Raw genomic sequence first — 12593 nt, 5'->3', positions numbered from 1 at the left:
AATCACATGAGACAAAAAAATATGTTAGCTGATTTTTTGAAGCAAAAACGTGTATCGGCAGGTCTTTCTCAGAGAGACGTTGCGGATAAATTGGGTTACTCCACTCCACAGTTTATTTCTAACTGGGAGCGTGGTGTATCTCATCCTCCAATCAACGCACTAAAAAGATTGGGCGAGCTTTACAAAGTTTCAGCTGACGATCTTTTCGAAGTGACCTTGAATGCGACTATCCATGAGGTGACTCAGGATCTTCGCCGTAAGTTCGCTAGCAGCAAAGCTCGCTAAGCTACCAAGTTTTTAGAAACTTGATTATCGAAGAGCTCCTTTGGGGGCTCTTTTTGTTTAAGAGATATAAATACGATTTTGTTTCGAGAGCGGCGCGGCATGAGTGTAGCAACCCAAGGGCATCTGCAAAAATTCAAACTTCTCTGTGAAGAGTTGGCCTCCATGCTTGAGCTGGAGGGGTGGTCCGTTCGTCCTTACTCCCAAGAAACCCTGCCGTACTTTCAACAGCTCAGCGAAGAAGAGCAGGCTCAGTCCACGGATCTGATGAATCAATACCTGGAAGTCTGCCGTTCCGTGCACCGTCAGGGTCGCCGGATCAAGGACATGGCGTTCCTGGTGAAAACGGCGTTGGACTATTACGGATACAAAATCAGCGATGAGGGCCTTGAGCAGTTGGTGAATCTGGACGGTCGCATTGTCGAATTCTATTCCCACAAGCACACGCAGTTCTTCCGCTCATTCAACTTCTTTGAATTCTGCAGCTACACGATCGAAGACATCTTCTGTCGCAGCTGGCCTCATCTGTATTCCCGCGCTGAAGAAGTGACCCTGCGTATTCTGGAACAAGCCAACTACGTTTTGTCGGGTCGACTGAATCAGCCGGTGATCATCACGGAAGTTCATAAGATTCAAGAGCGGGTGTCGCTGGAACGACTGCAGATGTATATGACTCGTCTGTATCTTGAGCCTTTGATCAAAGATGGCAAAGTCGAAGGACTGATCGCCATCGAAGACTGTGTCTGGGATCTGGCTGATTTCACAATTTAATTTTTAAATTTTAGAACGTCCCGATGGACAGGTGGAAGCGCCATGGTTCTTCACCAGGTCGCGCATCCAGCTTCCAAGCCCACTCCAGACTTAAAGGACCCACTGGAGTGTTGTAGCGAATACCAAACCCCGTTGAATCGCGATACGGATCTGAGAAATGCAGATCCTGGATTTTCACTGAGCCACCATCATAGAATAAAGCTCCACCCAGGCTTTCCCAAACCGGGAAACGCAGTTCTGACTTAATCAGATACATGGTTGAATCCGTCGTCAGATAGTAAGTCGGATCCGTGTCGCTTAAGCCCAGATCCTGACGGTTCGGGAAGACTTCCTGGGTTCCGGCCTCGTATCCGCGCACGGTGGACTGACCACCCAGCGTAAAGCCTTTTTTATCCCAGGGAACGCCGCCGTCCTTGCTGAGGTTTTTAAGATAACCACCACGCACCTGGTTGGCCCAGACGACCGGCTGCTTGGAAAGCTGACCGACAGTCCAATAATGCGTAAAGCTTAAAGTCGAACGCCAGTATTCAATCGTGGGGCTTGAGCCAATTTCCGGAGTTGAGTATTCAGCGTTCCAGCGTGTGAACGTGCCGCGAGTCGGATTGAACGGGTTGTCGCGGAAATCCAGATCCAGCTGGGGGCCGGTGGTTGCGATATTTTGTTCCAGAGTATCGTACGGGTAAGAGTCATCCAAACCGAAGTCACGGATGGTCGCCAAAGACCAAAGATCCCAGATCCCCAGAATGCGCGAAGTGAAGTCTTTTTCCAGAGAATAAGTGGTCGAACGAACATCCGACACCTGCTTGATGTCGTAGTCAGTCACGGTGCTGGAACGAGTGACGTTGATACGGCCACGCACGCGGGAATCAAAGATGTAAGGCTCAAGGTATCCAAGGACCACGCGGCTTTCCAGATACTTGATGTCAGCTACGTTATAGTTTCCTTCCAGACGCAGGGAAATCCCGCGGCCGGTGCCCCACAGGTTGCGATAGGCAATCCCGGTGTATCCACGCAAGGTCAGGGTTCTTTCATTGGTGGCACCTGCCCCCAAAGTAAAGACGCCCGGATCACGTTCGGTCACTTTCACCAGCACGGTGCGGTTGGCGACGTTGGTTTTTTCTTCCAGTGTGCGGATTTCCACGGAGCCAAAGAATCCGGTTCTTTGCAGGCGTGCGACGGATTCTTCCAAATTGGAAGGTGTCAGCAGATCCCCTTTGTCGAATTCCAGTTCCTTGTGAATCACATAATCAGAAGTAAAGGTATTGCCTTCCAGAATGATTGAAGCCACCCGGACTTGCGGGCCTTCAAAGATTTTGAAATTCAAAGTCGCCTTGGTGTTGGTTTCATCATAGGTCACCAGATCCGCGCGTTCGTTCAGCAGCAGCATTTCGATATAGCCCTGCTCGCGGTAATGATTTTTCAAACGGGCCACGGCTTCTTCGATCTGACCCAGTTTTAGCGGGCCCGGGCGCAGACGGGTGACTTTTAAAAGCTCTTCCGCAGGAAAGGCCTGATTGCCGGTGAAGGTGACGGATTCCACCACGGTCAGCGGGCCTTCATCCAGATTGATGTAAATCGTGACGGCGTCGCGGTCTTTATTGTACTGTGTGCGCGTGGAAAGAATCTTGGCTTGCAGGTAACCGTTGTTTTGCAGCTCCAGAATCAGATTCTTCAGGCCCGCATCGATGTCGTCCTTGTTGTAGTAACCACTGTCAACGACGGGCGAGCTGTGTTCTTCGATAAAGTTGATATAATAGCTGTCTTTTTTACTGTAGCGGCCGGTCAGGTTGTACTTTTGCACCTTGACCTGGGGGCCTTCCTCGATGTGGAAGGTCACCTTGCGCTGGAAGTTGCGCAGTTCGGATTCATCCGCTTTCACTTCCGCACGGGCGTAACCCTTGGACAGATAATAGCCGCGAATCTTGGCGGCCAGTTCGGCGCTGACCGACGGGCTGGCTGAATAATAGCTATCCAGATCCAGGGCGTTTTCGATTCCACGAATCGCCAGGAAACGCACACCTTGATAGTCAAAGTTGTACTTTTCTGTTTTTTCCAGTCTATAGGTCAAAGTCACCTGGGATTCGTCGGCATTGAAGTCCGCCGTGGGACCGACCAGATCCGCACGGACATAGCGATTCTTGGTCAAAAACTCGCGGGCGTCTTTTTGAATCTTGGACAGGGTCGCATCGGTGTAGGGGTCATTCAGGGCGCCGTCGACTTCTTTCATCAGGCGCTTGTTCAGGTCATCATTCGGGCTTTGCAGCACGATATTGTGAACGCGGGTTCTTTTGTTTTCATTCACACGCACCAGAATCGAAACCGACTCCGGGCTTTCAGGCGGCATTTCGATATCAATCACTGCATTGTAAAAACCGATGTCGCGATAGGCCTGGTGCAGCTTTTCACCGCCCTCAATCAAGCTCTGCTGGTCAAAGACGTCATCGGCCTTCACGCCAAACAGGTTTTCCGCTTCAGAAGAGGACATGGTTTTATTGCCTTCAATCTGAACCTGGGAAATACGGCGGGTCAGCTGGAAGTCCAAACGCCAAGGGCTGCCATTGCCTTCATCAAAAACGCGAAGGCGTTGCAGCTGCGGCTTTTGCTGCATAAAGCGCAGGATTTCGTCGACCTGATCCTGGCTCAGGCGTTCTTTTCGGGCGTCCGGGAATCTTTTTTCCAGATCCAGCTGCAGTTCCTGCGGCAGGGTGGAATAGTTCAGGCTTTTCTTCGCCGCCCACGCAGGAAGTCCCAGGGACAGAGCCAGAATCAATGCGGGTTTCAAAAGGGGTGTGCAGATCATTTAAACTCCCTTTTGAATTCCAGATCCAGACCGAAGATGCTTTGGGATTCCTGCTGCGTGGACTGCACGTTGGTGCTTTCCTCAGAACCACGGGTTTCAAATGAACCGATGGCCGTAATGTTGCTGTTCAGGAAGTATTCAAGTTTGATGTCATAAGACTGAGTGTCACCCACCGGACGGCTGCCAGACACTTTCATTTTTTCTGAAAGGCGGCGGCTCAGGGTGATTTTAGGAACCGAGATATTGCGGGTGGAATCATACTGGGACGTCACGGCCAGATTCAGGCCCAAAGTGCTTTCCAGCTGCTTGTTGATTGGTTTTGCCAAAACAGCGCCACCGATTTCAACCCCCAATTGTTCGGCCTGCTGACGGGATTGCAGATTCTGATCCATTGCCGAAGACGTAACCCCCAAGGCGATCAAAGAAATAATGTCCTGTTCTGACAGCGGTGGAACGCTGTTCAGATGGATGGTCAGATTCTTGGACGGCCCTTGCGCCAGCAGAGTGATGTCGTATTCATTGATGCGGGACGCGGCTGAAATGTACAGGTTCGGATTGATTTCATCCGGATCATTGAAGTCGATCATACCGCTTTGAACATCAAAGACTTTGTCTTTAAAGATGATCTTCGATCGTCTTTCCATGTTGATCTTACCCAGCAAAACCGGATTGGTCGGTGGTCCCTTGACTTGCAACTGACCGGTCACGGATCCATCAATCAGGGAATTCTTAATCACGATATTGCGATTCAAAAGAATCTGCAGATCCAGCAGGATGGCTTCAAACTGACCTTCACGCAGAAGTTTTGGCAGATACAGACTTTGACGAACGCCGGTAACACCGCCGCCATCTTCGGTGAATTCTTTTTCAACCATGGCGCTGGTCACATGATAGGTGCCGGAAAGCGTGAACGGGAACCAGCGTCCCGAGAACAGCAAATCAGCACTGCCGCTGCTGCGCACTTTGTCCGGCACATTGAAGGTCACACCTTCCAAACGGGCACGAATGGTGGTCGGGATGTCCTTGATGCCATTGATCTGAATGCCGCCGTCACCAGTTAAAGTTCCACCGGCAATCTGACCGTTGATGGAATTAATCAAAATGCGGCTTTGCGAGAACACGACTTCCGCAGACACTTTTTCCAGTGGATGCGGGAAACCTTTGATTTTCACAAATGTATCCTTGGCATTGGCGTTACCAAGAATTTCAGGCTTCATAACAGAGCCGGAAACATTGGTGGAAACATGAATCGGTCCCCCCATGTCTTCCAGGAACGGGGTGAAGATCTGCAGCAGGCGAAGGTCCGCATTGGCAGTCACACCCACATTTAGATTTTCCGCCGTGAAGTTGGTGCCGCGGATCTGGATCAGATTGTTCGGGCCTTGCAGGGTGAAGTTTCGGATGCTGGCCACGCCGTGATCCATGGTGATGTCGATCGGGCCGTTATTGGCAAAACTCAAAGGACCACGTTTCAGGGTGAACGTATCAATGTGAACTTTGCCGGTGGCTTTAAACAGTTCGCCGCTGTCAGATCTTAGGTCCACAGTTGAGGTCAGTGCGGAATCATACTCGTTGGCCAGATTCGCTCCACCGATCAGCCCCAGCAGGGTGGAATAGTTCCAGTTGTTGGTGTTGACCTTCATCACCAGCGGCGTGCGGCTGTTGGCGATAGGCACCTGGAAGTCTGCTTTGACCTTGTTTCCAAACAGGGTCATCTGACCGCCAAAGCTCTGGCGGTTGATTTTCAGGATCAGGTTTGAATTAGGAATTTCCTGATCTTCAAACAGGGTGTCGGTGATTGCGCCTTTCAAAAGAATCTGCGGCTGAGTCACGGATTCTTTCAGTTCGGCGGCAAAATTCAGGTTGCCGGTGATATTGGAATTGATCTTGCTGATGATGTCGGATTCTTCCAGACGCCAGTTTTTTCCATCCGCATGCAGATTCATGATCTTGTCAGAAGAAATGCCCCCTTGCAGGGTGACGGTGGAATTGGCTCTTTGCAAAACAACCTTGTCAGCTTTGATGTTTCCCTGATTCGCGGAAGCATTGAACTGAAGCGAGTCAAAGTTTTCAAGACCAATGAAAACATTCTTAAAGGCGGATTCAAGTTTGTAGTTAAGCTTCCAGAAGTTCAGCGGACCTTCAACGTGGGCTTTGGCGGCCCCCACGCCCTGAACCTGAATCGGCAGTTTGTAGATGGGCTCAAAGACCTGGGCCACATCAGCGATGTCGGCCGTCGGCACGCTGAAATCACCGTTCAGGGTTTCATTGTTCAGGTTCACATTCAGATCACCCAGATACTGGGTTTTGTTGATGGCCCCGGCGATGTCTTCAAAGATCAGGTGACCTTTGCGGTATTTAAGATCCGCAATCAGATTTCCCAGGGCAAAGTCTTCAAAGATGAAATTGCGCGCGTTCAATTTCATATCGAAGATCGCGGCATCAGAATCCCCGGATGTCGATCCGGAAATACTAGTGGCCCCGATCATTTTCAGATTTGCCAGATTGCGGATGTTCTTAAGATCCAGCTTGTCGGTCTTGAAATTGATCTTAAAACCTTTGTTGAAATCAATCACGCCATCGGTGGTGCCCTGACTGCTGCCGACGTTCAGAATGGCCGCATAGGTCACGCTTTGAGTGGTGACCTGGAACTGACCTTTGGCTTTCATGCTGTCGATATTCACCAAAGGTTTTGTTTTTGGTTTCAGATCGGTCTTCACCCACAGGTCTTTGCCCGCGATGGAAGCGTTGGTGCAGGTCACTTGGAAAGTCGGGCGGATGCGCCCTTCGCACGGCAGTTCGCCGTCAAGTCCGATGCCCACCGGGATGTTTGCCAGATCAAGGCTTTGGAAAAGTTTGTACAGATCCAGGGAATGAACCGTGATCAGGGACTTGAAGCCGTAATTGCCATCAAGCTCCAGTTGTGACTTGGTCAGGGTCGCTTCGCCCGCGGGGTGATTGACCTGCATTTCAGAAAGGCTGATCACGCCATTTTGGTATTCACCCTGAATGCGGGCATCGCCCAGTTCCAGTTTGCCCAATGTCACTGAACGGGTGTTGATGTCGGCCGAAGCTTTGACATCATCAAGGCCGTTGAACTTGGCATCCATTTCGGTGACCAGCTCGCCATTGATCACCGGCATTTTGATGTCGGGGCGCAGGCGCTTCATCTCGTTGTAGATGTCAGTCAGATTGACCTTGGCACTCAGATCCAGAACGCCGGAAGGTTTGATTGCGATCTTGGAAAAGTGAGTCAGCTCCCCGCGGGTCAGAATCTCAGATTCGCCCAGGCGCACACCCAGTTGGATGATTTTCAGGGACTGGCGGGTCAGATAAAGATGCGTGTCCAAAGATCCGGCAAAATCCCCGATACCACCCAGTTTGACCTGCAGGGACGGGATGTTGGCTTTCGCTGTCAGGTTTTTACCCATGTTGGTCAAAAGCAGATCGCCGCTTTCAATATCCACATTCAGCTTCAGTTGTTTGGAAGAAACATTCACCAGGATGTTTTGCAGGAACACGCGCTGCAAAGGCAGTTTTTCCAGCAGGGCAAAGATCTCATCCATCGGAAGTTCTTTGGCCGGGGAGTCATCTTTCAGGAAAGGATCAATATTGATTTGCGCGCGCGGGGATTCTGCCACCACCGCTGACAAGGTCAGGCGGCCCCCCAAAAGGTGAAACACATCAACGAAGGCGCGCACACTGCCGATTTCAATCAAGGGCAGGGATTCAGCCAATTCACCTTTGCCGCGGATTTCAATTCCTTCCATGGCAACAGACGGGCGCAGAAATCTTAACGACAATTTTTTGGCACGAATACTGACCGGCAGATTTTCATCGGAATAGCTGTGGATTTTATTCAGCGTCCAGGTTTCAAGCTTGGGTGCAAGGTAAGTTGATCCCACGGCCCACAAAACCAGAAAGCACGCCAGCGGCGTCAGTAAAATCCAAAAGGCCCTTCTCACTGGCCACCCCAGATGCTTAACAGCGCACTGGCCGCACGATAGTGCGGGCGGGCTGCCAGCAGTCCTTCCATCACTTCAACGGCCGTGTGTTTTTGGCCAAGTCCCCACAGGGCCTGGGCACGCAGGTAAGCCGTGGCAAAGAAAGTTTCTGGTTCATGGGCAAAGACGACTTCGACTTTGGCAAGATCTGTCAGCAACTCTACAAAGCGGCGGCACTTGAGCAGTACTTCCAGACGGAACCAGATCAAAGCCTCCGATTCATCACTGAAGGAAAGCAAAGACAGCGCGTCTTCGTAGCTTTCCAGCATATAAGCGGCAATGGCGAAATCAAAGGCCATGGCAGGATCGGCCTCGGCGTGCTCGTGCATACTTTGCATCAGCACCTGCAATGCCTGCTCTGTTTCCGGATCTTTCACAGAGAAATCCTCGGTCTTCACACCACGCGAACGTGGCGTGCGGCGGGAAAGAATTTCCAGTGCATAACGCTGCTTGTGTTCGTTCACTTCGCGGCGGATGTCAGTGTCGCCCGGATAAAGTTTCTGCAGGCGGGCTAACAGGGATTTTTCCTGCTCATACAACTGCTGAGTGCGCAGCGTGATCAACTGATCCAGCAACAGACGTTTGTTGTTCAGATAGTCTTTGTGAATTTTGTATTTGCGGTTGCTGCGCCACTCGCCCAGAGTTTGAATCGTCTGGCGCAAAGCCAGGGAACGGGACGCTTCTTCCTGCGCGCCGTCTTCTTCGATACCGTCAATCAGGGCGCGCACGGATTTTTCATCCAGCTCCTGGTTGAACGCGCTCAGCGCTTCCAGAAAGTACGGCCAGGGAATCGGGAAAGATTCATTTTCAAGATGGCGCAAAACGAATTCAACCAGCACCAGTTCATTTCCGGATTGAATCAGAAAACGAGAAAGAGCGGTGATGTTATCAAGAGTAAAATGATCCGGGGAAGATTCGATGCTGGAGACAAGACGAGATGCCACTTCAGCCAGATCGATAGCTTGATCTGAGCTTTGATTGAGTAAATTCTGGATTTCTAACTCAACATATGTGGACAAGAAAAAAGCCTCCGCAATTCATCTGAAACTTTATCTCATTATTTTGCGATAAAATTCAGTGGTTGCGGAGACTTAATACTAGGCGTTAATTACTTTTGGCTGACGCGCTCTACGTATTCACCTGTGGAGGTGTCAATACGAAGAACATCGCCTTCGGAGATGTGCAATGGAACACCTACAGTCAGGCCGGTTTCCATAGTTGCTGGCTTAGTCGCGCCAGTCACACGGTCACCTTTGATACCTGGGTCTGTTTGAGCCACTTTCAAGTTCACCGCTTTTGGCACGTCGCAAGCAACGGCTTTTTCGTTGTAGAACAAGATCACAACTTTCAGATTTTCAGTCAGGTAGTACTTGGATTCGCCCAGGTCTTCTTCAGACATGGCGATTTGTTCGAAAGTTTCCTGAGACATGAAGTTGTAACCAGAGTCGTCTTTGTACAAGAAAGACATCTCTTTGTTTTCTACGTTTGGAACTTCGAATTTTTCACCGGATTTGAAGGTGGATTCAAGATTTTGGCCTGTCAGCATGTTTCTCAGCTTAGTGCGAGTGAACTGATTGCCTTTGCCTGGTTTCACGTGTTGGAAGTCCACGACGATGTAAGGCTTGCCCTCGAGCATGATTTTTAGACCTTTTCTAAAGTCCGACGTTTCGTACATTGTAAAATCCTTCCTGAATAAGATAAATCAAGGAAGAGCTATAATGTCCTAAACGGGCGTCAGAGGTCAACCTTGGGCGCGGTAGTCTTCTATTTTGCGAAGCATCATCTCAAGGACTTCCAGCTTTCGTTCGCGGATCAACTGCTCACGGGGTTGGATAGGTTTCAGTGGAATGGCCTCATCAGTGTCGTTATAGCGGACCTGAAGGGTTTTCATGCGTCTTTGGATCTCGGGATGGTCGCCGAACTCCACGCGGGTGTCTTTCAAAAGGGCATGGGCTTTTTCCAGATCGTTGCGCACAATAAAGGCATCAATCAGGGAAAGCATGCGCTCCAAAGCCTTGTTGGTGGTGATCGGTGCCGGACGGATGACCACTTCTTCGATGCCAAAATCCGGTTCGCGCCCCACGGGGGGGGCGGCTGAACTTTCCAGATTTACTTCCGGCAGTTTGGTCATGGCAAAGACGTCTTCGTCGTACTCGTCCGCCGTCAGGGATTCCAGTTTTTGCACCGCCTTTTGGGCGCTTTTGGAATTTGGATTCAGGAATAAAACCATTTTAAAGGACTTTAAAGCATCCTTCGGATTCTTTTGCGCCAGATGAACTTCGGCCATCAGTTGGTGCGCCAGAATATTTTCAGAAGACAAAGCAGTGGCTTTTTTCAGAGTGTCCAGAGCTTTGGCAAGCTCTCCCAAGTCGCGCATCACCTTGGCGTAAGTCACCAGTCCACCCACAAATTGCGGGTGGCGTTGAACGCCGGCAGTCACGGTTTTACGGGCTTCTTGAAGCATTCCCATTTCACGATAAGCCTCTGCCAACGGAGCAAAAACCTGAGAATTCGGATCTTTCTCGAGGAGGCTTTGGTACTTTTCAATGGTGCTTGCTTCAATTTTGGGCATGAACAGATACTAAAGCAGATTGATTGACTAAGCAATAGCTTCAGCTTCAAATAGGGGCGAGAGTTTAAAAACAGGGTGGTTGTCTTTGATTATTCTTGGGGTCGATCCCGGTTCCCGCATTACAGGTTTCGGTGTCGTTCGCGTGGCGAACGGAAAGATTGAGCATATCAATCACGGCGTGATCGTCATGGACGGTGACGACGCTTTCCCGCGCCGGATGACCGAACTGGGTTCTGCGTTCCGTGAAGTCATGGAAAAGTACAAACCTGAACAGGTCGTCATCGAAAAAATCTTCCTGGGTAAAAATGCCGACAGTGCCTTCAAGCTGGGTCACGCCCGCGGCGTGATCATGTATGAAGCCGGTCTAGGCGGAGCCGAAGTTCAGGAATACGCCACCCGGTCCGTAAAAAAAGGTGTCACCGGCAACGGCGGCGCCTCCAAAGAAGACGTGCAGGCCATTTTGAAAGTCATGCTGAGCTTAAAAACCATCAGCCGCATCGATGCCTCGGACGCCCTGGCCATGGCTTGTTACCATGCCTTTGAAATGAAAAAGAAAGCCCTAATGCAAAGAGCGGTGAGTTTATGATTGGATATCTGCGCGGTAAAATTATTGAAGTGATGAATGACTCCGCTTTGATTGATGTCAGTGGTGTGGGTTATGAAATCCTTGCTTCCGGCAACACGCTGGGGGACCTGCAGACCCTTCTGGGCAAAGACATCATCGTCTGGGTGCACACGCATGTGCGCGAAGATGCTTTGCAACTTTTCGGTTTCCACGACAAAGAAGAAAAAAACATGTTCCTGTCTTTGCTGAAAGTTAACGGTGTCGGTCCAAAGATGGCCTTGAGCATTCTTTCCGGCGGCCGTCCGGCGCAAATCCAGCAGATGATCGAAGCGGGCGATGCCAAGGCTTTGTCCGGTCTGCCTAAGGTCGGCAAAAAAACCGCTGAACAAATTATTCTGACCTTAAAAGGCAAGCTTGTGTCGATCGAAGACGGTGGCGTTATCGGCCATGCCAAATCTGTGGCGCACACTCAAATCACTTCTGCACTTTTGAACTTGGGTTACAAGTCCCAGTTGGTGGATCAGTTTGTATCTTCGTTGCCAACGGACGTGTCCGTTGAAGACGGTATTCGCAAAGGCTTCCAGACCCTTTCCGGAGGCTTGTCATGAGTCGTATTCTTGAAGGCGATCCGGTTGAAGGCGAAAAAAGCTGGGAAAACGAACTGCGTCCCCAGAAGTTTGAGGACTTTCCCGGTCAGGATGATGTGAAGGAAAAACTGAAGGTCTTTGTGGCCGCTGCGAAATTCCGTGGCGAGTCCCTGGATCACGTGTTGTTGTGCGGGCCTCCGGGCTTGGGTAAAACGACACTTTCCAAAATCATCGCCAACGACATGGGTGCGGAAATCAAAATGACTTCCGCGCCAGCGATCGACAAAAAAGGTGATTTGGCGGCGATTCTGACGTCACTGAAACCGCATTCAGTTTTGTTCATTGATGAAATTCACCGTTTAAGCCGTCACGTGGAGGAATACCTCTACACCGCGATGGAAGATTATTACATCGACATCGTGACCGGTGAAGGCCTGGGCGCACGATCCATGAAGTTTACTTTGGCGCCGTTTACTTTGGTAGGCGCAACCACGCGTGCGGGTTTGTTGAATCCTCCGTTCCGTGACCGTTTCGGCATTGTCGAACGTTTGCAGTTCTATGATAAAGATGCTCTTCGCCAGATTCTGATGCGGTCAGCGGAAATCCTGAAAGTTGAAATTGACGAGCATGGCGCTGAAGAAGTGGCCCGTCGTTCCCGCGGGACTCCGCGCGTAGCTAACAGGCTTCTAAAGCGTGTGCGTGACTATGCTCAGGTCAAAGGCAACGGAGTGGTGACTAAAGATATCGCCGTCTATGCTTTGAACCAACTGGGTGTGGATCAGTATGGCTTGGATCTGATGGATCGCCGTATTCTCAGTCTGATACAGGACAAATACGCCGGTGGTCCGGTGGGGATCGATACGATCGCCGCGGCCCTCAGTGAAGAGCGAGACACCCTGGAAGAGGTTTACGAACCTTTCCTGATTCAGGAGGGGTTCATCCAGAAAACCCAGCGTGGCCGTGTAATCACCGAATTTGCGAAAAACTCAGTGCTCGCAGACAAATAGCGAGT

The 12593-nt window shown here is 50.6% G+C and carries 10 protein-coding genes; 5 read left to right on the top strand and 5 right to left on the bottom strand.

Features of this window, described 5'->3' with window-relative positions:
* Positions 1–6: 6 nt before the first annotated feature.
* Positions 7–285 carry a helix-turn-helix domain-containing protein gene (locus BDT_RS12220; RefSeq protein ID WP_011164902.1) on the top strand — a complete coding sequence of 93 codons (279 nt, stop codon included), beginning with the start codon at positions 7–9 and terminating at the stop codon, positions 283–285.
* A 99-nt stretch (positions 286–384) separates the two neighbouring features.
* Positions 385–1053, top strand: a complete 669-nt coding sequence (locus BDT_RS12215) for a hypothetical protein (protein WP_015091555.1) — start codon at positions 385–387, stop codon at positions 1051–1053.
* Positions 1054–1063: 10 nt separating this feature from the next.
* Here the strand turns inward: BDT_RS12215 and BDT_RS12210 are convergent, their stop codons facing one another.
* The 5 genes from BDT_RS12210 to BDT_RS12190 form a co-directional block, all read right to left on the bottom strand.
* Positions 1064–3853 (bottom strand): outer membrane protein assembly factor, encoded by a 2790-nt coding sequence (locus BDT_RS12210; RefSeq protein WP_015091554.1) that lies wholly within the window; start codon positions 3851–3853, stop codon positions 1064–1066.
* Positions 3850–7818 (bottom strand): translocation/assembly module TamB domain-containing protein, encoded by a 3969-nt coding sequence (locus BDT_RS12205; RefSeq protein ID WP_015091553.1) that lies wholly within the window; start codon positions 7816–7818, stop codon positions 3850–3852. Before BDT_RS12205 ends, BDT_RS12210 begins: the two co-directional genes overlap by 4 nt.
* Positions 7815–8876 carry a hypothetical protein gene (locus BDT_RS12200; RefSeq protein ID WP_015091552.1) on the bottom strand — a complete coding sequence of 354 codons (1062 nt, stop codon included), beginning with the start codon at positions 8874–8876 and terminating at the stop codon, positions 7815–7817. The genes BDT_RS12205 and BDT_RS12200 overlap by 4 nt, the downstream gene beginning before the upstream one ends.
* An 89-nt stretch (positions 8877–8965) precedes the next feature.
* Positions 8966–9532: an elongation factor P gene (gene efp, locus BDT_RS12195; RefSeq protein ID WP_015091551.1), complete on the bottom strand. Its 567-nt coding sequence runs from the start codon at positions 9530–9532 to the stop codon at positions 8966–8968.
* 66 nt (positions 9533–9598) lie between these two features.
* Positions 9599–10429 carry a tetratricopeptide repeat protein gene (locus BDT_RS12190; protein WP_015091550.1) on the bottom strand — a complete coding sequence of 277 codons (831 nt, stop codon included), beginning with the start codon at positions 10427–10429 and terminating at the stop codon, positions 9599–9601.
* Positions 10430–10514: 85 nt separating this feature from the next.
* Between BDT_RS12190 and ruvC the strand changes: the two genes are divergently transcribed.
* The 3 genes from ruvC to ruvB are packed head-to-tail and all read left to right on the top strand — an operon-like array spanning position 10515 to position 12588.
* Positions 10515–11015, top strand: coding sequence for a crossover junction endodeoxyribonuclease RuvC (gene ruvC, locus BDT_RS12185; protein WP_235046110.1), 501 nt, complete (start codon positions 10515–10517; stop codon positions 11013–11015).
* Positions 11012–11602, top strand: coding sequence for a Holliday junction branch migration protein RuvA (gene ruvA, locus BDT_RS12180; RefSeq protein ID WP_015091548.1), 591 nt, complete (start codon positions 11012–11014; stop codon positions 11600–11602). Before ruvC ends, ruvA begins: the two co-directional genes overlap by 4 nt.
* On the top strand, positions 11599–12588 hold the full coding sequence (gene ruvB, locus BDT_RS12175; protein WP_015091547.1) for a Holliday junction branch migration DNA helicase RuvB: 990 nt from the start codon (positions 11599–11601) through the stop codon (positions 12586–12588). Before ruvA ends, ruvB begins: the two co-directional genes overlap by 4 nt.
* Positions 12589–12593: the final 5 nt, after the last annotated feature.

The organism is Bdellovibrio bacteriovorus str. Tiberius (assembly GCF_000317895.1).
GTDB classification, from domain to species: Bacteria; Bdellovibrionota; Bdellovibrionia; order Bdellovibrionales; family Bdellovibrionaceae; genus Bdellovibrio; species Bdellovibrio bacteriovorus_F.
Note: the sequence above shows the minus strand (reverse complement) of the source record. Positions and strands in the feature narration are given on the sequence as shown.

What these genes read in the sequence shown, in the direction of transcription:
- efp (WP_015091551.1), bottom strand. Translation starts at nt 9,532, where the DNA reads ATGTACGAAACGTCGGACTTTAGAAAAGGTCTAAAAATCATGCTCGAG.
- BDT_RS12210 (WP_015091554.1), bottom strand. Translation starts at nt 3,853, where the DNA reads ATGATCTGCACACCCCTTTTGAAACCCGCATTGATTCTGGCTCTGTCC.
- BDT_RS12215 (WP_015091555.1), top strand. Translation starts at nt 385, where the DNA reads ATGAGTGTAGCAACCCAAGGGCATCTGCAAAAATTCAAACTTCTCTGT.
- ruvA (WP_015091548.1), top strand. Translation starts at nt 11,012, where the DNA reads ATGATTGGATATCTGCGCGGTAAAATTATTGAAGTGATGAATGACTCC.
- ruvB (WP_015091547.1), top strand. Translation starts at nt 11,599, where the DNA reads ATGAGTCGTATTCTTGAAGGCGATCCGGTTGAAGGCGAAAAAAGCTGG.
- BDT_RS12220 (WP_011164902.1), top strand. Translation starts at nt 7, where the DNA reads ATGAGACAAAAAAATATGTTAGCTGATTTTTTGAAGCAAAAACGTGTA.
- BDT_RS12190 (WP_015091550.1), bottom strand. Translation starts at nt 10,429, where the DNA reads ATGCCCAAAATTGAAGCAAGCACCATTGAAAAGTACCAAAGCCTCCTC.